This is a genomic window from Pseudomonas sp. R9.37 (genome assembly GCF_963878885.1).
Classification (GTDB): domain Bacteria; phylum Pseudomonadota; class Gammaproteobacteria; order Pseudomonadales; family Pseudomonadaceae; genus Aquipseudomonas.
The window spans coordinates 153,938-175,521 of the sequence record NZ_CAWNZA010000032.1; the positions used below are offsets into that span (position 1 = coordinate 153,938).

Here is a 21,584-nt window from a genome sequence, read left to right on the forward strand (position 1 = left end):
TTCAACGACGAGCGATCAGTCCTTGGCGGGCAATGCGCGTCAGCTGACGGATGACTTCATCGGCATCAGCGGCGCTAGGCGCCTGAATTACCGCAAGGTCGAAACTGTTGGTGGCAAAGCGGGCCAGGGAGTCGCCATCTTCCACAAACTGGATCAGGAACGCCGAAGGCCGCCCGGTGCGACGCGGCCAGCCATCGAGGTAACGCAGCAGCGTAGGCTGGTGCTTGCCACCCAAGAGGATTTTCGGATTGCGCTGAGTCAGGTCCGCGGTGATCGGGGCCAGGCGTATGAGGGGGCGAAGTGCATTCATCGTGTCGTGTCTCTGCCTCAAAAGTCTGCGGGCAGGTGAGAGGCAACACCGAACCAGCGCTTTAGCGGTATTTCAAAGCCTGACTCTCGATGAGTGCATGCTTCTGTCGGGCTGTATCGAGCCCAGTGGCGCCCCGCAATTAGCTGTTTAAATCGGCGCATGAGCAGCATCCTAGAGAAGCCGGTGGGGCAGTGTCAAGAATCCCGAGCAACGAAAAAGCCCGCACAGGGCGGGCTTTTTCCGGGTTTTATCTGGGTATCAGCGGGCGATGGCGCGGTCGGCAGACAGTTTGCCCGCCCCTTCCAGCAGCACCGCCAAAGCGCCGCCGAGCAAGGCAAGGGCAAACTCATAACCGTTGTTGGCCATGAACAGACCGTTATGAATATGCACCGAGAAGATTGCCACCAGCGACAGGAAGGTCAGGCCCAAGGCCGCCGGGCGCGCCAGCAAACCGATGATCAATGCCAGGCCGGCGAAGAATTCCGTGCCGCCCGACAGCACCGCCATCAAGGTGCCGGGAGTCAGCCCAAGGCTTTCCATATATTGCGCAGTGCCCGCCAGGCCGTAGCCACCAAACCAGCCAAAGAGTTTTTGCGAACCATGGGCAGCGAAGATGATGCCAACAAAAATTCGCAGGATGGTCAGGCCATAACCAGCGCGGGTAGACAGGATACGGTTGATCAATGGGCTCATGGTGCTAATCCTTTTCCAGGTAGGGGGTGGTTGGCCGCTATATTAATCGGATAAGGCAATCATAAAAGCGCAAAAATCACCTAATAATCATCTATAAATCCGATCATTTGCGTGAAGCAAGTTTTGGCGCTGTCGGCTCCAGAGACTCTCGCTCTCGATCAAACGCCAGGTAGTACTTGTTCACGCTATTAACATAGCTGACGCCAGCCATGCCCACTTGCTCCATGGCAATACGCTCGACCTGGAAAAACCATTGATTGGGGTTCAGACCGCGGCGCCGGGCCTCGGCCCGCATGCCTTGCACCCGCTCCGGCCCCATGTTGTAAGCCGCCAGCACGAAGGCCATACGCTCGCGCTCGTTAAGCTTGGGGCTGGCGAAGAACTTGCGACGGATCATCGCCAGATACCGGGCGCCTGCTTGCACATTACTGTCCAGACTCTCGATATTGTTGACGCCCACCCGCTGCGCCGCCGAAGGTGTGATCTGCATCAGCCCGGTCGGGCCGCCACTGTTGCGCGCGCCGGGGTCCAGGGCCGACTCCTTGAACGCCAGCGCCGCCAGGTTCAACCAGTCCATGCCCTGCTCGCGGGCATGCTTTTGCAGGACCGGGCGCAGTTTTTCCAAGCGCTGGCGGTCGGCCCGAGCCAATGGATTGCGCACCTGATACAGGCGTCGGTAGATACGCTGGAACGCCACGTCCTGGTCGGAAGGGGTTCGGTAGGTCTTGAGGAAACGGTCAATACTGGCCCGCAGCATTGAGGCATCCTGGCGCACAAACCAGTACTCATCGCCCGGCTCGCTGATAGCCACTTGCCGATCAAAGCGCAACTTGGGCAGGATTTTCGACCAACGTTCGGCAATGGGTTTCTCGACGATGGTGAGATGGAAAATCCCGGCCTGGACCATCTCCAATACATCTTCCACCGCCAAGGTCGGATCGACCCATTCCACCTTCACCGGCGGTCGCTTGTGCAGGGCCAGTTGCTGGTTGACCTGATTGATCGCATCCGCCGCTGCACTGCCGGTCGTCAGGGCCAGCGTGCGACCGGACAACTGCTCCAGCTTGGTAAAGCGTCGCTCGCCCTTCACGCCAACCAGCCACAACGGTACATCACTGGCAATGGGGTCGCTGGTGCTGATCTTGTGCGCAGCCTTCACATCAAGCAATTCACCGGGAGCCACCAGGTCGCCTTCACCCCGGGCCAACGCGCCAAGCAGTTGGTCCTTGGCTTTTGGAATAATTTTGAGAGTGATTTCTTCCCCGTCACGGGCGTGGCCGTTCAAGTACTGCTCGAAGGCGCGCAGGCGATGGTATTCAACACCGATCGCCTGGCCCTGGACCTCACCGGAACTGTTACGGCTCTGATTGACCAGCACACGCAGCGTGCGACTGGAGCGAATCTGCGCCAGGTCGCGTACCTTGCCGGGCTTGGTCACTTCCAGCGGCCCATCCAGACGTGCGACCGCCGCCATGGGCAGCAGTAACGTCAGGCACAACATAAGCAACGCCGAGGGTCGGATCATCCGCTCTCCGGAAAGAATACTGGCCAGCACCCTCGCGAAAGGCGAAAGGCTGGAGGTCAGAAACAGAGCGCTTTATGCGCTGGCAAGGCGCGCAACGGTGGCATGGAGGACGGCGTACGACCGACCACAATGTCACTTGCGACGTTCAAAGACAGCTATAACTCGTTGTAGTTCTTCGTTTTTCTTATAAATCTACAGCTCTGATATGCTTTCCGGCCGCAGGCGGAGATAGCACCATGCAACTCATTGATATCGGCGTCAACCTGACCAACCCCAGTTTCGACGAGAGGCACCAGGCCGTTCTCGACCGTGCCTATGCCGCCGGCGTGCAGCAATTGGTGCTCACCGGCACCAGTATCGAGGGCAGCGAGCAGGCTTTGGAACTCTGCATAAAACTCGATGAAAGCGGCCAGCGCCTGTTCAGCACCGCCGGCATTCATCCCCACTGCGCCAGCGATTGGAACGGCGACAGCGCGCGGCAATTGCGGGGTTTGCTCAGCGAAAGCCGCGTGCGTGCAGTGGGCGAATGCGGGTTGGATTTCAACCGCGATTTTTCCCCGCGCCCACAACAGGAAAAAGTCCTCGAAGAACACCTGGCACTCGCCGTCGAGTTGAAACTGCCAGTGTTTCTTCACGAGCGCGACGCCAACCAGCGCTTGCTGGAGATCCTCAAGGATTACCGCGACCACCTGAGCGCTGCCGTGGTGCATTGCTTCACCGGCGAACAATCGGCGCTGTTCAGCTACCTCGACCTCGACTTGCATATCGGCATCACCGGCTGGATCTGCGACGAGCGCCGTGGGACACATCTGCACCCGCTGGTCAGGGAAATCCCACGTGGCCGTCTGATGCTGGAAAGCGACGCGCCCTACCTGCTGCCGCGCACGTTGCGACCCAAGCCGAAAAACGGCCGCAATGAACCGGCCTACCTGCCAGAAGTGCTGCGCGAAGTCGCCCTGCACCGCAACGAAACCCTGGAAGACTTGGCTGCACACAGCACCGCCTGTTCGCGCGCATTTTTTGGTTTGCCTGAAGTGGATTAATGCGGCGCATTGACCCATGTCAAAACCGGCTTCCTGAGTAGCGGCACAATAATGGCACCTTGCCAATGCTGTTTCCGCTATCAGAGAAAACCTTCCATGGGTGCCTGGCTTAGCAATATCTCGCTGAAATACAAGTTCTGGGCCGTCAACGCGGTCGCCTTCATCACCACCTTGTTGCTCGTGCTCTACGCCGTGCAACTCGAGCAACAGGCGCGCAGCGATGCCTCCCAGGCTGCGGCACAGGCGCAGGCGCGGTTGTTGAGTGCCTGGCCCGCCGACAAGCCATTGCCCAAGGGCGAGCATTGGCTGACGTTTACCCGTGGACAAGTCCCACAGCTGGCCAATCAGGATCTGTCAGCCCTGGGCAATGCCAGCGGTTGGGTCGAGCTTAATCACATGCCGTTGTTCGGTGAAAAACCGCTGATCGGCGCCGAGGTGATCGCACGTGCCGACGGCCAGCAGGTCGCCGTGCTGGCCTACGGACGCAGCCTGAGCCAAGTGTTCGGCGAACGCTTCGCCAACTACGCGTTGGCGGTGTTGATCCTGATGCTGGCGATGCTCGGCGCCTCGCAACTGCTGATCCGCTTTCTGCTCAGCCAACTCAACACCCTCAAGGACGTGATGCTGCACGTCGAGAAAACCGGCGACCTGTCGGCCCGCGTACCCCTGGCCTGCAAGGACGAAGTCGGCCAGATGGCCAGCGCCTTCAACGCCATGCAAGCCGGCTACCAGCGGGTGGTCAGCACCGTGGCACGCACCGCGCAGCAATTGGATGATGGCGCCGCGCGCCTGGCCAGCAGCATGAACGAGGTGCAGCACGGCATGCTCGGCCAGCAGAGCGAAACCGATCAGGCCGCCACCGCGATCAATGAGATGACCGCCACCGTCTACCACATCGCCCAGCACGCCGGCGCCACTCGCGACCTGTCCCAAACCGCCGACACCCTGGCCGGCAGCGGCCAGGAAGTGGTCAGCCGGGTACAGCGTTCGATTGCCGGGCTTTCCACCGGCGTGCAACAGACTGCCGAGATGATCCAGAAGCTTGCCGAGGACAGCCAGAAAATCAACGGCGTGGTCGGCGTAATCCACAGCATCGCCGAACAAACCAACCTGCTCGCCCTCAACGCCGCCATCGAAGCCGCCCGCGCCGGCGAAATGGGCCGTGGTTTCGCCGTGGTCGCCGACGAAGTGCGCAACCTGGCCAAACGCGTACAAAGCTCCACCGACGAAATCACTCGCATGGTCTCGGCGCTGCAGGCCGGCACCCGCGATGCGGTGGACTTCATGCAGGAAAGCTCGTTCAAGGCCGACGACTGCGTACAGCAAGCCCAGGAGGCCGGCGCAGCCCTCGCCGAAATCACCGGCGCCGTGGCGCAGATGCGCGAAAGCAACACCCAGATCGCCGTGGCGGCCGAACAGCAAAGCCATGTCGCCGAAGAGATGAACCGCGCCGTGGTGAGCATTCGCGATGTGACCGAAAACACGGTGCAGCAGACCGTGGATTCAGCGACCACCAGCAATGAGCTGGCGACGCTGGCCGGGGAGTTGAGCAAAGCGATTGGGCAGTTGAAGCTATAGGACTTTTTAACCTGTAATCCGACTCCTACGATCGCCCTCGCGTTTACCCGAAATTTTGCCGAAACCTCCTAGCCTCCCCGGCGAATAGCGCCGACATATTCACCTGACGAACCTCTTCAAAGTCTCTCGCCTGACTATTCAGTGCGAGGGACCGCCGATGTACCTCTCCGTTACGACCTGGCCCGAAGGGGCTGCCTTTTGATCCCGGTGATTGCCAGGTTTGTCCTGGTCCCCATGGACGCCAAAGCGCCGGATGTTGAAAGCTTCTTTCGTGATTTCAGAGATTGCCTGAACACCTTTGACGACTGGGCCGAACGCTTCTGGAGTGGTTCGACACTCGAGGTCGAGCAGATTTTCAAAATGGCAGAAGACGTCGCACTGGTAACACCGGTCTCTTCCAAAGCGCCAAGTCCCACCGTTGCGATGTGCAAGGCCCAGGGTTCGTTGACCTTGGTGCATATGTTCGAAAGCACGCAGTTCGTGCCCATCGGCAATACGCCGGTGATGCTGCAAGCCATTGCAGCGGATGGCAGCCCGGTTGGGCCGCCGATCCATCACACCATTGGCCCAAGCGGCATTCTTGAAGTCAAAGAATATACCCGCGATCAGCAGTACCAAATCACCTTTTACCCCAACGTTTTCCGGAATCACGTCAAGGCGCTGTACGCGTCTTATCAGGCGGTGATAGCCGGGCTGGAAATACCTCTGAGCAAGGAAGACTGTTCAGAAGTTCTTATACAAGACCACTGAGCAGGGCATAATTTTGGAAGAGCAGATGGAATAGGAGACCATTCCGCACACTTCAACTTACGACCAATTGATAAACCTCGAAAAGGCAGTATACCCGGAGCGAAAGAACACCATCCATTTAGGAAGAAAAAATGAAGTACTGGAATGAATTAGACGGAAGTATATTTTTCGGAAAGATTTTTAGCCAACCGATAGCAATTGACAGGATCGCCATTTTCTCTGTAAGGATTGATAACGATCAACCTTGTGTTGGCCTAGGGTTTGACATACCCGATTTTCCGGACAAGCTACCGGAAAAATGGAAGAACAAAGGATACAACACGTGCAGAACAGGATTAACTTGTCACAACATTAAAGAGCTAAAAGTACAAAACATACCCGTCCACGAGGTATTCAATGTGAAAATAGAAAAGCACAATGACCACTTCGAATTTCGCGCAACCCGCTGAAATGCCTCAATAGAATTCAAAGCCAGATTTATTTCACTTAGCGACCCTAATGTATATACAAACGGCCCGAATGATTACTATTTTTAATACCTAAAAACCGCGAAACACAAATTAGAAAAACGTATCCTTATCCATTTCAAGTTAGAAAACCAAAGCGCCCCACCAATTTACGCCCCTTTGGAAACACGGACACACGAAAACCAAAAGTTCGAATGACCACTATAATTTTGAGGTTGAAAAATGAAGTTCTGGAATGACTTCGATAGAAGTGTCTTTTTTAACAAGGTATTCTCCAGACCAATACCAATAGGAAAGATAGTCTTATTCTCTATAGACATAGATAACGATAGACCTCATATAAATCTAGCCTTTGACATACCTGAAATACCGGACAGACCGCCCGAAAAATGGACCATCGAGGGTTTCAACACATGTCGCATTGGCCTTAGCTGTGGCGGACTTAGTGACGTCACCATAAAAAATATCCCCACGCTCGACACATTGAAAATAACAGTCCGGAAGTATGAGGATTTTTTTCTTGTAAAAGCTGAGTCTGAAAAGTCGTTGATTGAATTCAAAACGCGATATCCGTCTCTCTGCGGACCCTCCGTCTGCATAAATGACCCTAATTCCGCCTGTTATTAAAATGGTGACACCAACATCTAAGCTATGAGGCCGATAGCCAGCCCCAATTCGCCACCCCGCCCTCCCCTACATAAACTCTGTCCAAGCTACTTCAACGGACAGAGGATTCACCATCATGGGCAAACGTCATCCTAACTTCCCCGCCTGGCAATGGCGCATTCACCCAGAAACTCATCAGCACCCGACCAACCTGGGGCTGCAATTAATTGCCGTACCCCTGCTGATCATCGGTTTTCTGTTGATGGCATCCGGCGTTTTCAGCCTGAGCCTGGCCAGTTTTGCCGTTGGCGTGATCGGCGTGTTGGCAGGCGTGGCGCTTCAGCGCCACGGTCGCAGACTGGAAGCGCAAGGCAGCCAGCGGTTCTGAGGTTCAGGCGAAGACCACCACGGTCTGGCGGCTGATGGCGATCAACTCGCCGGTCGGGCTCCAGAGTGCGGCCGCGGCATGCCCGTAGCCGTCGCGGGCGTGTTCGATGTTGACGTAGTACTGGCACCAGTCGAGGGTGGTCAGGTCTTGCAGCGGCTGGATAAATTCAATGGTCCAGGTCAGCGTGCTGCCCGGCGCCGGCTGGGTCAGGTGCGGAAGCAAGGCCGGGGGCCATGCGTCGACCAGGGCGAGGATGTGCGACTCGGTCAGCGGCTCTTCCTTTACATCACCGCGCAGGCGCACCCAACCGCCCATGTCGCGCGATTTGTTACCGGTGAACGGCAACCCACCGACGCTCCAGCGCATGGCCAAGTGGCGCATGAATTCGGGGGTCACGCCCTTGATATAGGGCAGCTCCTGGCATTCATCCCAGTGTTTGAAACTAGGCGGCGCCTCGCTCGCGACATCTATCACTGACTCACGCGGCGCACCAAAGCTGGCCTGCACCAGCGTCGCCACTTCACCGTTCTGCACCACGCGGCCAAGCAACTGGCTGACCGCCTTGCCTTCGCGCAACACTTCGACTTGATAACTGGCCGGCACATCCGGCGCAACGGGGCCGACAAAGGTGATGGCCAAAGAGCGCAGGGGCCGGTCTGCCGGGACTTGGGCGCGCAAGGCTTCGTATTGCAACGCAGCCACCAGGCCACCAAAGGTCGCGCGGCCCTGAGCCCATTCGGCGGGGATGGTCACGTCCAACGGGTTGTTACGGGCTGCGTCGAGCAAATCACTAAAGCGCATGGCGACCTCACATCAAGAAAACCGATGGGGCGATGTTAACCATCGGGCTGACAAGGTACAGCGCTCATTCCGGCCAAAAACCGGACCGGCCTAAAAACAATCCGCGCTGAGTTTGTCCAGCACCCGATCCGCCTCGCCTTCTGCCTTGCTCATGGTGCGATGCCACATTGGCACGCAGGGTTGCAAATCCGCTTGGTGCCCGGCCTGCGCCAGCCACTGCCAGCAGTCGTGCCAATCGCCCAGAGCGCCTTGGGCTAGCTTGAGGCGCGACATGGCTTTGGCAGGCAGTTTGTCCAGTTCGGGGTAGGCGTCGGCGGCGTAACGCACCCGCTTGATCAGCAACCGCAGGCGGTGGCGATCATGGGTTGGGTCTTTGAGGGCATCACCGAGTTTGTGCCATTGCTTGCCCAAGCGCTTCTCGATGCGCGGGCGCAGGCCCTTGAGCAGTTTCTGGTGCTGCGAAGCCCGGATAAAGCGTGGGAAAGCGTCGAGAATCTGCAGCAAGTGCGCCACTTCCGGGCTCTGCGCCACATGGCGATAGGCGTCGGGTTGCAGGCGCAGGCGCCGTTCAGCGGCCTGGTGATAGCCGTGCTGATGCAGATACGCCGCCAGGACCTCGCGGTCGCGTAGCGGCGTAGTCATCTGGCCGACTGTGCTGGCGGCCAATTCGAGTTGTTCGACTCCCGGCAACCCGCGCAGCGGGCGCAACAAACTGCGCAGGCGCCGCACGGTGGTGCGCAGGTCATGCAGGGCTTCATCGTCGGTGACGGCGGCGAGGCGAGCCTGGCAGCTCAGCAACCCTACTTCCAGGCCAATGACCTGAGCGACTAACTGATCGACCAAAGCTGACATGCCTCCCTCCCTTGACGATGAATATCCTGTTGCCGCTAGGACTTAACGTCCGGCGCGCGACTCACGAATATAGAACCGCGCCTTTTCGGCCTTGTTGGAGCAGCCTTCAAACGCTTCGAATTGCTGCTGGGTCTTGGCGCCAGTCAACAAGGACAATGCCTTGGAGTAGCTCACGGTGCCGGCAAAACCTTCAGCCTTGGCCAGGTCCAGCTCATGCCACGCGGCATCCAGTTGCGTGCCACAGCTGTCGCGGTATGCGGTTTTCCCGGCACAGCCGGCCAGGGCCAACACAATCACAGGCACACACATCCAGGCTTTCATCGATGACACCTCAAATAAAGAAAAACAGTCGTAGGGTGTAGACGTTGCCCACAGGGAAAAGTGCCTTGTCCGCAGCCTGAAATCAGAGCGCCTATCGTCAGAGCATACCCGAGCACTGCGCTTATCCTGGAAAAATATTACAGCCCCCGGCGAAGATTGAAGCTTGCCCCTCAATGGGTGCATTGTGGGCACCTGCCTTGGGAAGGACATGGACCATGAAGAAGCGTGTGGCCTTGGTGCTGGGCTCCGGTGGAGCCCGCGGTTATGCCCATATCGGCGTGATCGAGGAGATCGAACGGCGCGGCTACGACATTGCCTGTATCGCCGGCTGCTCCATGGGCGCCGTGGTGGGTGGAATCTATGCGGCCGGCAAGCTTGACGAGTACCGCAACTGGATCGAAAGCCTCGACTACCTCGATGTACTGCGCCTGGTCGACGTAAGCTTTCGCCTGGGTGCGATTCGTGGCGAAAAAGTCTTCGGCCAGATCCGCAAGATTGTCGGCGAGATCAATATCGAAGAACTGCGCATTCCCTACACCGCCGTAGCGACAGACCTGACCAACCAACAGGAAATCTGGTTTCAGGAAGGTTGCCTGCACCAGGCCATGCGCGCCTCCGCGGCGATTCCAAGCCTGTTCACGCCCGTGATGCAGGGCAACCGAATGCTGGTGGACGGCGGTCTGCTCAACCCGCTGCCGATCGTGCCGGTGGTGTCGAGCCACTGCGACTTGATCATCGCGGTCAACCTCAACGCCACCAATCAAAAACATTACCAACTGCCCGTGATCCAGCGTCCGCCGGCGTTCAAAAGTCGTTTCAACAGCTTGGCCAAGTCATTGGGTTCACACCTGCCGTTTCGCCGCAAACAAGCCGAACAGTTGATGAAGCTTGAGCAGGAGGCTTTGCACGCCCAGACAGCAGAGATCAACCCATGGCTGGAATCGGCCGAGCCCGAATCCCAGCAACCTGCGGCTGCACCGGAGAAGGCCGGGGCGCCAAAGTCAGCAACCGGTTCGTTCATCATCGACAACGTCGGGCCGGCGTCGCTGCTGGACCTGATCAACCAGAGTTTCGAGGTGATGCAGACATCGCTGGCGCAGTACAAGATCGCCGGTTACCCGCCGGACGTTCTGATCAACGTGCCGAAGCGTGTGTGTCGGTTTTTCGAGTTCTACAAGGCGCCGGAGTTGATCGCTTTGGGGCGGGAGATTGCCAGGGATACGCTGGACAAATATGAGAGTGAGCAGAGTTGAAATGTGTGCTGTGGCTGATGGCCCTATCGCGGGCAAGCCCGCTCCCACATTGTGATCTGTGCACACATTCAATGGTGGGAGCTGGCTTGCCTGCGATGACGCCTGCGCGGACGCCGCGAAACTCAGGCATTCAACAACCGATACCCCACCCCCGCCTCAGTCACGATAAACCGTGGCTGAGTCGGGTCATCCGCCAACTTCTGGCGCAAATGCCCTACCACAATGCGCAGGTAGTGACTGTCTTCAGTGTGGGTCGGCCCCCAGATATCCTTGAGCAATTGTTGCTGGGTGATTACCCGCCCCGGATGCCGCGCCAGTTGCGCCAGCACCGCGTACTCCTTGCGGGTCAGCGCCACTTCGGCACCGTCCAGCAGCACGCGGCGATAGGCCAGGTCCACCGTCAGCGGGCCAAAACTCAAGGCCGCTTCCTGAGCCTCCCCCGCCGGTGCCTGGCGCAGCAGCGCGCGAACGCGGGCGAGAAACTCCTGGATACCAAAAGGCTTGGTCACGTAATCATTCGCGCCGCCATCCAGCGCTTCAACCTTCTGCACTTCACTGGCGCGCACCGACAGCACCAGCACCGGCACCGTCGACCACTCGCGAAACTCGCGCAGCACTTGTTGGCCGTCCATGTCAGGCAGGCCGAGGTCGAGCACCAGCAAATCCGGTTTGCTCAACGCCGCTTGGGCCAGGCCCTCGTTACCGGTGCCGGCCTCGATCACCTTGTAGCCCTGGGAGGCCAGGCTGATGCGCAGGAATTTGCGAATCTGCGGTTCGTCATCAATGACTAAAATCGTCGCGGTCTGGCTCATGGTGTCCAATCAAAATCCGTGAAAAAAAGAGGGTAGCTCAAGCCTCGCGTTCCAGGCCAGGCTGAGTCGGCAATGGCAGGAACAAGGTGATGCACGTGCCCCGCCCTTCAATGCCCTCGGCGACGCTGATACGCCCACCGTGTGCGCCGACCATGCCCTGGCAAATCGCCAGGCCCAGGCCCGTGCCCTGCCCGCCGCGATCACCGCGGGCGGCGGTATAGAACATATCGAAAATCTTCGCGCGCTCGTCTTCGGGAATCCCCGGCCCTTCATCGGCTACCGCAAAAAACAATTGGTCATCCGCCACGCCCGCGCTCACCTCCAAACGGCCTTGGGCGGGTGAGAAACGCGCGGCGTTTTCCAGCACGTTGACCAGCGCTTGTTCGATCAAGGCGGCGTGCACATACAGCAACGGCAGCTCGGCCGGCACGTCAGTCTTGACCTGCAGCGGCGCCAGCACCGCGCGCAAACGGCCAAGGGCGCTGCCGACGATATCGCCGGGCGAAACCCAATCACGCGCCAGTTTCAGCGCACCGTGGCCCAGGCGCGTCATGTCCAGCAAATTCTGGATATAGCGGTCCAGGCGCTCGGCTTCATCGCGGGTGCCCTCAAGCAATTCACGGCGATCCTCCAGAGGAATCGCCTCGCCGAGCGCCAACAGGCTGTCGATGCTGCCGCGCATCGACGTCAACGGCGTACGCAGGTCGTGGGATACAGAGGCCAGCAAGGCGCTGCGCAGTTGCTCGGTTTCGCCGTGCAGACGCGCCGATTCCAGCTCCTGCGCCAGTTGCGCCCGCGCCAACGCCTGGGCCAGCGGCTGGCTCAATGCGGTGAGCAGGCGACGACGCTGCCCGCTCAGCTCCAGGCCCGGTTTGGGGCTCACGCCAAGCAAGCCCAGCGGCCCCTCCTCGCCCGACAGCGGCCACCACCACCAGCGCCCGAACGGCAACGTGCCGGTGCCCATGCCGGCCGGTTGATCGTGCTGCCAGGCCCAATCGGCGGCGGCGCGTTCGGATTCGGTGAGGTTCAGCGCGGAACCGGTCTCGACCTGCCAGTCGCCATGCGCGTCCCGGTTGACCAGGCAAAGCTCCAGATCGCTCCAGCCTTCCAGATGATGGGCCGCCGCACTGATCACCGCCTGGCGATCGGTGGCGGCGGTGAGTTTGCGTGACAGGTCGAGCAGTTCGCTGGTCTCTTCCTGAGTATCGCGCAAGGCCTGCAACTGCCGACGCTGACGTGCGGCCAGGTTGCCGGTCAACGCCGCCATCAGCAGAAAGAACAGCAGGGTCAACACGTCCTCCTCGCGCTGGATGGCGAAGGAGAAATTCGGCGGAATAAACAGAAAATCGTAGGTCAGAAACGACAGCGCCGCACACACCAGCGACGGCCCCAGGCTGCTGCGCACGCCCACCAGCAATACCGCCGCGAGAAACACCAGCGAGATGTTCGGCAGCGGCAACACGCTGGCCACCGCCCAGGCCAACGCCGCCGCCACAATCGTCGCAACGACTGCCAGGCCATAGTCGAACCATACCAACCCGCGCACATCCGGCAGTCGCGGCGGTGCGGGCATGTCGTCGCTGTCGAGCACGTTGATTTCCAGACCGCGCGCATTGCGCAGCAAGCGTGCCGCCAGCCCACCGCCGAACAACCGACGCCGCCAACGCATGCGCGACTGCCCTACCAGCAGCAGGCTCGCGCGGCGTTCGGCGGCATGCTGGATCAGCGTCTTCGCCACCTCGCCCGCGCGCAACAACACCACTTCGCCGCCGAGGCGCTCGGCCAGTTGCTGGGCGTTTTGCAGGCGCAGGCGCGCTTGCTCATCGCGCGCGCGGCCGTTGTCGATATGCACCAGGCTCCAGGGCAAATGTCGGCGTTGAGCGACGCGGCTGGCGTGACGCACCAGGCGTTCGGCCTGCGCATCGCCATCCACGCCCACCAGCAAGCGGCCGCGCACCGCCGGCGCAGCCTGGCCCAGTTGCCGATAGCCTTGGGCCAGGTCGTCATCGACGTGGGCGGCGGCGGTCTGCATCGCCAGCTCGCGCAGGGCCATCAGGTTGGTCTGGGTAAAAAACGCGTCGATGGCCGCACGGGCCTGCTCCGGCACGTACACCTTGCCGTCGCGCAGACGCTCCAGCAGCTCGCGCGATGGCAGGTCGATCAGCAGCAACTCGTCTGCCTCTTGCAGCACCCAGTCCGGCAGGGTTTCGCGCACTTGCACGCCGGTGATCCCGCGCACTTGGTCGTTGAGGCTTTCCAGGTGCTGGACGTTGACCGTGGTGAACACGTTGATGCCGGCGCCGAGCAGCTCCTGAATGTCCTGCCAGCGTTTTTCATGCCGGCTGCCGGGGGCGTTGCTGTGGGCCAGTTCGTCGACCAGCACCAGCTTGGGCTTGGCGGCGAGCAGGCCATCCAGGTCCATTTCTTCGAGCATCACGCCGCGGTATTCGGTACGCACCAACGGTTGCTGCGGCAAGCCGCTGAGCAAGGCCTCGGTCTCGGCGCGGCCGTGGGTTTCGACCACCCCGGCGATCAGCCGCACGCCTTGGCGCAGCTGGGTGTGGGCGGCCTGGAGCATGGCGTAGGTCTTGCCCACGCCCGGCGCAGCGCCGAGAAAGACTTTGAGCCGGCCACGGCCGTCCCGGGGCAGATCGGCTAAGAGGGCGTCGGCGCGGCCGGAGTCGCTCATGCTTTGCGGTTCCTTCAGGTGTTTATCTGGAGTCCTTCAGGCCGCCATCGCGGGCAAGCCCGCTGCCACAGTAGGAATGTATTCCCCTGTGGGAGCCGGGCTTGCCCGCGATGGCGGCACCACTACTTACAACTTTTCCAGCGCCATGTTCAGCGCCAACACATTCACCACCGGCGGCCCCACCAACGGGCTTTCGATGTGCTCATCCAGCAAGCGCTGCAGGGTTGCCACCGGCACATTTCGTGCGGCTGCCACCCGCGCCAGTTGATAGGCAATCGCCGGTGGAGGCAAGTGTGGATCAAGACCGCTGCCAGAGGTAGTCAGCGATGCCAACGGCACCGGCCCCTGGCCTGGCACTAGTTGTTTATTGGCATCATCGAAAACCCGCGTGGCCAACGCCGGGTTGCTTGGGCCCAGGTTGCTCGCGCTGCTGGAAACCGTCGCAAATGCGCCGGCCGACGGGCGCGGATGGAACCACTGATCACCGGTAAAATCCTGGGCGATCAGGCTGGAACCGCGCACTTTGCCGTCGGCATCGCGCACCAGGCTGCCGTTGGCCTGGTCAGGAAAAGCAACTTGCGCCACACCGGTCACCACCAATGGGTAGGCGACGCCGGTGATCAGGGTCATGAGTACCAGCAGGCTCAAGGCCGGGCGGATCATGGTGGACATTTCAGATTCCTCACGTGAGTCATTGCAGCCTGTGGGCGCCGACGTGGCGCCCCCAGGAATCGGGTCAAACCAGGTGCAGCGCGGTCAGCAGCATGTCGATCGCCTTGATGCCCACGAACGGCACCACAATCCCGCCCAGCCCATAGATCAGCAGGTTGCGACGCAGCAACGCCGCCGCACTCGCCGCCTGCACGCGCACACCGCGCAGCGCCAGCGGGATCAGCACCACAATGATCAACGCGTTAAACACAATGGCCGAGAGAATCGCGCTCTGCGGGCTCTGCAAATGCATCACGTTGAGCACGCCCAATTGCGGGTAGATCGAGGCGAACAGTGCCGGCAGGATCGCAAAGTACTTGGCCACGTCGTTGGCGATGGAAAACGTGGTCAGCGCGCCGCGCGTCACCAGCAGTTCCTTGCCGATCTGCACCACGTCCAGCAGCTTGGTCGGGTCGCTGTCGAGGTCGACCATGTTGGCCGCCTCGCGCGCCGCCTGGGTACCGTCGTTCATCGCCATGCCGACGTCGGCCTGGGCCAGTGCCGGGGCGTCGTTGGCGCCGTCACCACACATGGCAACCAGACGACCGTCGTTCTGTTCGTGGCGAATGCGCGCGAGTTTTTTCTCTGGCGTGGCTTCGGCCAGCACATCGTCCACGCCGGCTTCGGCAGCAATCGCCGCAGCGGTCAGCGGGTTATCGCCCGTCACCATCACGGTGCGAATCCCCAGTTTGCGCAGCTCGGCAAACCGCTCGCGGATGCCAGGCTTGACCACGTCCTTGAGGTGGATCGCACCGAGCAATTTGCCGTCGGCGCACACCAGCAAAGGTGTGCCGCCGCTTTGGGCGATCTTGTCGATTTCCCGCGAGAGTGCCGGTTGCAGGTCGCGGCGTTGTTGGCCGATAAACGCCAGCAGCGAATCCACCGCGCCCTTGCGGAACACACGGCCTTCGTAATCGACACCGGACAAACGCGTTTCAGCACTGAAGGGCACCGAGGTCAGTTGCTCCAGGGTCGGCTCAGCCTGCGGGTGCAAGGCGCGCAGGTATTCGACGATGGATTTGCCCTCTGCGGTGTCGTCCGCCAGCGATGCCAGCAGCGCACCCTCGGCCAAATCCCGACCACTGACGCCAGGCGCGGCGATCACTGCCGCGCAGCGACGGTTGCCAAAGGTGATGGTGCCGGTTTTATCCAGCAGCAACACATGCACGTCACCCGCCGCTTCCACCGCGCGCCCGGATTTGGCGATCACATTGAGGCGCACCAGACGGTCCATGCCGGCGATACCGATGGCCGACAACAGGCCGCCGATGGTCGTAGGAATCAGCGTCACCAACAGTGCGACCAGGAACACCAGCGGCAAGCTGCCATTGGCGAAGTGCGCGAACGGCTGCAGGGTGACCACCACCAGCAGGAAGATCAGGGTCAGGCCGATCAGCAGGATATCCAGCGCGACTTCGTTGGGAGTTTTCTGGCGTTTGGCGCCTTCCACCAGGGCGATCATGCGGTCCAGCGTGGACTCGCCCGGGTTGACGGTGATGCGGATCAGCAACCAGTCCGACACCAGCCGCGTGTTGCCGGTGACAGCCGAACGGTCGCCGCCGGACTCGCGGATCACTGGCGCGGACTCGCCGGTGATCGCCGCCTCGTTGACCGCCGCAATGCCTTCGATGACCTCACCGTCACCGGGGATCATTTCTCCGGCGGCGACGCGTACGACGTCGCCTTTGCGCAAGCTGGTGGCCGGCACGACCTTGAAGCTGCCGTCGGCCTCCTTGCGACGTGCGCTGAGGCCTTCACTGCCAGCCTTGAGGCTGTCGGCGCGGGCCTTGCCGCGACCTTCGGCCAAGGCTTCGGCGAAGTTGGCGAACAACACGGTGAACCACAACCACACGGCGATCTGCACGGCGACAAACGTCGGCACGGCGGTGTCGGGCACGAAGCACAACACGGTGGTGAGGATGGCGGTCAGTTCGACCACCAGCATCACCGGCGAACGTTGCAGCTGGCGCGGGTCCAGCTTGACGAACGCCTGGCCCAGCGCCGGGCGCCACAAGGCAGAGATGGCGGTTTTGGCGGGCTCCTGGGTGTGCACCGGGGCCGCATTTTTTGCAGGCATATTCATTTTCATATCCCTCAGAAGCCCATGCTCAGATGTTCAGCGATTGGGCCCAGTGCCAGTGTCGGCAGGAAAGTCAGGCCGCCCACCAGCAAAATGGTCACGGTCAACAGGGTCACGAACAGCGGGCCATGCGTAGGGAAGCTGTTCTGGCCAATCGGAGCGGTCTTTTTCATCGCCAGGCTGCCGGCCAGGGCCAGTACCGGGAGGATGTAACCGAAACGCCCCAGCAACATCGACAGGCTCAACATCAGGTTGTGGAACGCGGTGTTGGCACTGAAACCGCCGAACGCCGAACCGTTGTTGGCACTGGCCGAGGTGTAGGCATACAGCAGCTGACTGAAACCGTGCGGGCCGGGGTTGCTGATGGCACCCGCCGGACCTGGCAGGCTGGCAGCGATGGCGCCCAGCACCAGCGTGCCGATTGGCATCACCAGCAAGGTCACGACCAGCAATTGCACTTCCTTGGCCTGCAGCTTCTTGCCGAGGTATTCCGGGGTGCGGCCGATCATCAAGCCGGCGAGGAACACCGCGATCAACACGTTGAGCAACATGCCGTACATACCGGCGCCGACGCCGCCGAAGATCACTTCGCCGACCATCATATTGACCAGTGCCACCATGCCGGTCAGCGGGTTGAGGCTGTCTTGCATGCCGTTGACCGAACCGTTGGACGCCGCCGTGGTGGCCACCGACCACAACACTGTGCCGGTGGTGCCGAAGCGCGCCTCTTTGCCTTCCAGCGGTGCGGTTTGTTCAACCGCTGGGTTGTTCAGAGTCGGGTTGGGCTGGTATTCGGCCCACATCGACGTCGCGCCGCCGATCAGGAACAGCGCCAGCATGCAGCCCAGAATCGCGCGGCTCTGACGCAGGTCCTTCACGTAGTGACCGAAGGTGAACACCAACGCCACCGGGATCAGGATGATTGCCGACAGCTCGAACAGGTTGGCCCACGCCGTCGGGTCTTCAAACGGATGCGCCGAGTTGACACCGAAGAACCCGCCGCCGTTGGTGCCCAACTGCTTGATTGCAATCTGGCTGGCCGCCGGGCCGAGTGGGATCACTTGGTCCACGCCCTGCATCGTCACGGCATTCACGTAGTGCGCGAAGGTTTGCGGCACGCCCTGCCACACCAGGAACAACGCGAACACCAGGCACAACGGCAACAGGCCGTAGAGGGTAGCGCGGGTCATGTCGACCCAGAAGTTACCCAGGGTCTTGGTGGATTTGCGCCCGATACCACGGCACAGCGCGACCAGCACAGCCAGGCCGGTGGCGGCGCTGACGAAGTTCTGCACGGTGAGGCCGATCATCTGGCTGAGGTAGCTCAGGGAGGCTTCACCGCTGTAGTTCTGCCAGTTGGTGTTGGTCATGAAACTGACCGCGGTGTTGAAGGCCAGCGTCCATTCCTGACCCGGCAATTTCTGCGGGTTCAGTGGCAGGTATTCCTGGAACAACAGCACAGCGAACAGCAACACGAAACCGGCCAGATTGAACGCCAACAGCGCCAGCGTGTACTTCTGCCAGCTCTGTTCCTGATGCTCGTCCACGCCGGACAGGCGATAACACGCGCGCTCAACCGGGCCGAGCACCGGCGTGAGCCAGGTGCGCTGGCCTTCCATCACCTTGTAATAGAACCTTCCCAGGAACGGTGCCGGCACCAGCACCACGGCAAAGAAGGCGATGATCAGCCAATAGTCATAACTGTGCATAGCCTGCTCCTAGTTCCGATCCGCGCGTAACAGCGCAACCAGCAGATAAATGAACAGCGCCACGGCCAATAGCAGTGACACCCCGTCCAGAACGCTCATGGAAGTCTCTCCGTTTTGCGGCGATTGCCGCGTGTGAGGCAATTGTCCGCAGGAGTGGCGTAAAGGAACGAGAGCGACGCTGGGGGCCGGGCGTAAAGACGGCGTAAAGAGTGGGTTTATGCGGGGTTTACAGAGGTCGGTGGAGGCTGTTGGGGCCTCATCGCGGGCAAGCCCGGCGCCCACAGGGGATTGCGGTTACCTGTGGGAGCCGGGCTTGCCCGCGATGACGGCAGCTCAAACGCCCCTGCACTCAACTGGTGCAATGGCAGAAGATTTCAAACGCCAAACCGTCTCCTCGACGACAGTTCGGCGTCTTTACGACAATGAATGACGCACTGGCATGGCCGCTGCAACACCTTGAATCATTCCAAACGGTTCAGGGAGAGCAACACGATGAATACACAACTCAAACCCACCTTGGGCACCCTGCATCTGTGGGGCATTGCCGTCGGCTTGGTGATTTCCGGCGAGTACTTCGGCTGGAGCTACGGCTGGGGCGTCGCCGGTACGTTGGGCTTTCTGGTGACCTCGCTGATGGTCGCCGCCATGTACACCTGCTTTATATTCAGCTTCACCGAACTCACTACGGCGATTCCTCACGCAGGTGGCCCATTTGCCTACAGCCGTCGCGCATTCGGTGAGAAAGGCGGCTTGATCGCAGGCCTGGCGACGTTGATCGAATTTGTCTTCGCCCCGCCTGCGATTGCCTTGGCCATCGGCGCCTATCTGAATGTGCAGTTTCCGGCACTCGACCCCAAACACGCGGCCGTCGGTGCCTATATCGTCTTCATGGGCCTGAATATTCTTGGGGTGAAACTCGCGGCCACCTTCGAGTTGGTGGTATGCGTGCTCGCCGTCGCCGAACTGTTGGTGTTCATGGGCGTGGTAGCGCCGGCGTTCAGCTTCAGCAACTTCGCCCTCAATGGCTGGGCCGGGTCCGACACCTTCGGCGCGCCGGCGATAGCCGGGATGTTTGCGGCCATTCCTTTCGCCATCTGGTTCTTCCTTGCCATCGAAGGTGCAGCGATGGCTGCCGAGGAAGCGAAGGACCCCAAGCGCACCATCCCAAAAGCCTACATCAGCGGCATCCTGACGCTGGTGGTGCTGGCCATGGGTGTGATGTTCTTTGCCGGCGGCGTGGGCGACTGGCGCACGCTGTCGAATATCAATGACCCGTTGCCGCAAGCGATGAAAACCGTGGTGGGCGACAGCTCCGGCTGGCTGCACATGTTGGTGTGGATCGGCCTGTTCGGCCTGGTGGCAAGTTTTCACGGCATCATCCTGGGCTACTCGCGCCAGTTCTTCGCCCTCGCGCGCGCCGGCTACCTGCCTTCCTTCCTCGCCAAACTGTCGCGTTTTCAGACACCGCACCGGGCAATTATCGCCGGCGGTGTGGTCGGCATCGCCGCCATCTACAGCGACGGCCTGATCAACCTGGGCGGTATGACGCTGACCGCCGCGATGATCACCATGGCGGTGTTCGGTGCCATCGTGATGTACATCATGAGCATGCTCAGCCTGTTCAAACTGCGCAAGACCGAGCCACTGCTGGAGCGCACCTTCCGTGCGCCGGGCTATCCGATCGTGCCCGGCATAGCGCTGGTGTTGGCGGTGGTCTGCCTGGTGGCCATGGCCTGGTTCAACGCGCTGATCGGGCTGATTTTCCTGGGCTTTATGCTGGTGGGATTCATCTACTTCCAGCTGACTGCGCAAGACCGTGCCGACGCACCGGCCGATGCGATGTTGACGGGGCTCTGAGGCTACTGGAGCATAACGGGCCTACAATGAACTACTAAGAAAGCCCGTTACTCAAAGCAGCTATTACCGTGGGAAATTTCCCCACGGTTTGCTGCCTCAAGGAGAGCCCTATGCCGTGGTATGCCTGGTTGATTTTAGTGGTCGCGATCGGTTCGATCGTCGGTGGTTTATTGATGCTGCGTGACAGCGCCAACAAGGTGGAACTCACCGACGAACAACGCAAACGCGTGGCCGAGCGCAACGCCCAGGCAGACTCAAAGGACGCCCAGGACCGCTGAAGCTGCCGCTACTCCCACGCCGCCTTGGCAATATGCAATCCGTGCTGCCCCTTGTAGGCAGCACGCTCAGGCTGGCTCCAGCCATTGAGCAACTCCTCCTCCAGGCGATAAATCTCCACACCCAACGGGCGACACACCGTTAACGGATCCTGCGCGTCCGGCCCCCACATCGGCAGCGACAAATCCCCGCCTGGGCACGTCGATAAAGCGCAGAGCAAGTCAATCTCGGCAAAAAACTCCAGGTAGTCGCCCTTCTGCGCCGGGCAGGCTTTCATGAAGTACATGTCGTCGTGATTGAGGCCGGTGCATTGGAAAATGTTCAGCACGTCATGCACGTCGAACTCCGTCAGGCCGTGGGGCAGCACCGCGCGCGTCAGGTTTGAGTGGCAATGGTGATGAAAGTCTTCGCCGGTAAGCATGCGATTCACATACGGATCGCAGCGCGTGCCGAGCAAATCGTGCAGGCGTCCGCCATGCTCGTCGATGCCATAACTCGCCTGGCTGTCATCGGTGATGGTCACCAGCGGCCGCAGAAACGGCAGGTTCGACCACAGTCGATCATGAGTGCTGACATGTGCGCCTTGTAACTGGCGGGTGCGTGCGGCCCAAAGACGTTCGCGAGGATCGTTGGCATTCCACACATTGAAGTCACCCACTTGTGGCCCAACCGGCGTGGTAACACGGAACACATGCCCGGCCGGCACCTTCCACGCCCTGCCCGTGCGAATCGGCACTACGAACTGCTCGATCAATGTGCGTTGGTCCGCACGCTCACGAATGCGCTCATAGAACGCGGTATCAACCTGCAGCGCAGAACCTTTGCTGACCTGGTACGCGGCCGGATAGTCTTTATACATGGGG

General features: G+C 60.5%; 20 protein-coding genes and 3 pseudogenes. 10 read left to right on the forward strand and 13 right to left on the reverse strand.

All coding sequences use genetic code 11. The features are described 5' to 3' along the window. Position 1 precedes the first annotated feature (1 nt). From AACU78_RS16485 to AACU78_RS16495, 3 genes are all read right to left on the reverse strand, one after another. The gene (locus AACU78_RS16485; RefSeq protein ID WP_106576838.1) at positions 2–310 is read right to left on the reverse strand and encodes a hypothetical protein; all 309 of its coding nucleotides are present in this window, start codon (positions 308–310) and stop codon (positions 2–4) included. A gap of 258 nt (positions 311–568) precedes the next feature. Continuing rightward, positions 569–1,003: a DoxX family protein gene (locus AACU78_RS16490; RefSeq protein ID WP_106576839.1), complete on the reverse strand. Its 435-nt coding sequence runs from the start codon at positions 1,001–1,003 to the stop codon at positions 569–571. A 103-nt stretch (positions 1,004–1,106) separates the two neighbouring features. Then, positions 1,107–2,528 (reverse strand): transglycosylase SLT domain-containing protein, encoded by a 1,422-nt coding sequence (locus tag AACU78_RS16495; protein ID WP_106576840.1) that lies wholly within the window; start codon positions 2,526–2,528, stop codon positions 1,107–1,109. Between the two features lie 236 nt (positions 2,529–2,764). On the opposite strand from AACU78_RS16495, the gene AACU78_RS16500 reads away from it, so the two are divergent. The 7 genes and pseudogenes from AACU78_RS16500 to AACU78_RS16525 form a co-directional block, all read left to right on the forward strand. Continuing rightward, positions 2,765–3,571 carry a TatD family hydrolase gene (locus AACU78_RS16500; RefSeq protein WP_106576841.1) on the forward strand — a complete coding sequence of 269 codons (807 nt, stop codon included), beginning with the start codon at positions 2,765–2,767 and terminating at the stop codon, positions 3,569–3,571. A gap of 96 nt (positions 3,572–3,667) precedes the next feature. Beyond that, positions 3,668–5,149 carry a methyl-accepting chemotaxis protein gene (locus AACU78_RS16505; RefSeq protein WP_106576842.1) on the forward strand — a complete coding sequence of 494 codons (1,482 nt, stop codon included), beginning with the start codon at positions 3,668–3,670 and terminating at the stop codon, positions 5,147–5,149. A gap of 198 nt (positions 5,150–5,347) precedes the next feature. Then, positions 5,348–5,866: pseudogene (locus AACU78_RS16510) on the forward strand (type IV secretion protein Rhs); the annotation flags it as partial. Positions 5,867–5,911: 45 nt separating this feature from the next. Then, positions 5,912–6,034, forward strand: a pseudogene (locus AACU78_RS30095) (HNH/endonuclease VII fold putative polymorphic toxin); the annotation flags it as partial. Further along, complete coding sequence (locus tag AACU78_RS16515) at positions 6,031–6,348, forward strand: Imm50 family immunity protein (RefSeq protein WP_256586934.1); 318 nt, start codon at positions 6,031–6,033, stop codon at positions 6,346–6,348. The pseudogene AACU78_RS30095 and the gene AACU78_RS16515, both read left to right, overlap by 4 nt. Positions 6,349–6,588: 240 nt before the next feature. Beyond that, the gene (locus AACU78_RS16520; protein ID WP_106576843.1) at positions 6,589–6,993 is read left to right on the forward strand and encodes an Imm50 family immunity protein; all 405 of its coding nucleotides are present in this window, start codon (positions 6,589–6,591) and stop codon (positions 6,991–6,993) included. Between the two features lie 115 nt (positions 6,994–7,108). After that, positions 7,109–7,357, forward strand: a pseudogene (locus AACU78_RS16525) (terminase); the annotation flags it as partial. A gap of 6 nt (positions 7,358–7,363) precedes the next feature. On the opposite strand, the gene AACU78_RS16530 reads toward AACU78_RS16525, so the two are convergent. The 3 genes from AACU78_RS16530 to AACU78_RS16540 form a co-directional block, all read right to left on the reverse strand. After that, a complete protein-coding gene (locus AACU78_RS16530; RefSeq protein WP_106576845.1) occupies positions 7,364–8,161 on the reverse strand; it encodes an acyl-CoA thioesterase in 798 nt (265 codons plus the stop codon). A 90-nt stretch (positions 8,162–8,251) separates the two neighbouring features. Then, a complete protein-coding gene (locus tag AACU78_RS16535) occupies positions 8,252–9,013 on the reverse strand; it encodes a CHAD domain-containing protein (RefSeq protein ID WP_106576846.1) in 762 nt (253 codons plus the stop codon). 42 nt (positions 9,014–9,055) lie between these two features. Continuing rightward, positions 9,056–9,334 carry a hypothetical protein gene (locus AACU78_RS16540; protein WP_010176194.1) on the reverse strand — a complete coding sequence of 93 codons (279 nt, stop codon included), beginning with the start codon at positions 9,332–9,334 and terminating at the stop codon, positions 9,056–9,058. Positions 9,335–9,549: 215 nt separating this feature from the next. On the opposite strand from AACU78_RS16540, the gene AACU78_RS16545 reads away from it, so the two are divergent. Then, complete coding sequence (locus tag AACU78_RS16545) at positions 9,550–10,587, forward strand: patatin-like phospholipase family protein (protein WP_106576847.1); 1,038 nt, start codon at positions 9,550–9,552, stop codon at positions 10,585–10,587. Positions 10,588–10,709: 122 nt separating this feature from the next. On the opposite strand, the gene AACU78_RS16550 is transcribed toward AACU78_RS16545, so the two are convergent. The 6 genes from AACU78_RS16550 to kdpF form a co-directional block, all read right to left on the reverse strand. Then, positions 10,710–11,399: a response regulator gene (locus tag AACU78_RS16550; protein ID WP_106576848.1), complete on the reverse strand. Its 690-nt coding sequence runs from the start codon at positions 11,397–11,399 to the stop codon at positions 10,710–10,712. 37 nt (positions 11,400–11,436) lie between these two features. Next, entirely contained in the window at positions 11,437–14,088 is a 2,652-nt protein-coding gene (locus tag AACU78_RS16555; protein ID WP_106576849.1) for a sensor histidine kinase, read from the reverse strand. 126 nt (positions 14,089–14,214) lie between these two features. Then, a complete protein-coding gene (gene kdpC, locus AACU78_RS16560) occupies positions 14,215–14,760 on the reverse strand; it encodes a potassium-transporting ATPase subunit KdpC (RefSeq protein ID WP_106576850.1) in 546 nt (181 codons plus the stop codon). Positions 14,761–14,824: 64 nt separating this feature from the next. Further along, entirely contained in the window at positions 14,825–16,882 is a 2,058-nt protein-coding gene (gene kdpB / locus AACU78_RS16565; RefSeq protein WP_371924118.1) for a potassium-transporting ATPase subunit KdpB, read from the reverse strand. A gap of 11 nt (positions 16,883–16,893) precedes the next feature. Then, the gene (gene kdpA, locus AACU78_RS16570; protein WP_106576852.1) at positions 16,894–18,588 is read right to left on the reverse strand and encodes a potassium-transporting ATPase subunit KdpA; all 1,695 of its coding nucleotides are present in this window, start codon (positions 18,586–18,588) and stop codon (positions 16,894–16,896) included. Between the two features lie 9 nt (positions 18,589–18,597). Then, positions 18,598–18,687, reverse strand: a complete 90-nt coding sequence (kdpF, locus tag AACU78_RS16575; RefSeq protein WP_003218754.1) for a K(+)-transporting ATPase subunit F — start codon at positions 18,685–18,687, stop codon at positions 18,598–18,600. A 393-nt stretch (positions 18,688–19,080) separates the two neighbouring features. On the opposite strand from kdpF, the gene eat reads away from it, so the two are divergent. Further along, complete coding sequence (eat, locus tag AACU78_RS16580) at positions 19,081–20,445, forward strand: ethanolamine permease (RefSeq protein WP_106576853.1); 1,365 nt, start codon at positions 19,081–19,083, stop codon at positions 20,443–20,445. Between the two features lie 110 nt (positions 20,446–20,555). Beyond that, positions 20,556–20,723 (forward strand): DUF2897 family protein, encoded by a 168-nt coding sequence (locus AACU78_RS16585; RefSeq protein WP_083359476.1) that lies wholly within the window; start codon positions 20,556–20,558, stop codon positions 20,721–20,723. An 8-nt stretch (positions 20,724–20,731) separates the two neighbouring features. On the opposite strand, the gene AACU78_RS16590 is transcribed toward AACU78_RS16585, so the two are convergent. Then, complete coding sequence (locus tag AACU78_RS16590) at positions 20,732–21,580, reverse strand: urea carboxylase-associated family protein (RefSeq protein WP_106576854.1); 849 nt, start codon at positions 21,578–21,580, stop codon at positions 20,732–20,734. Between the last annotated feature and the right edge of the window lie 4 nt (positions 21,581–21,584).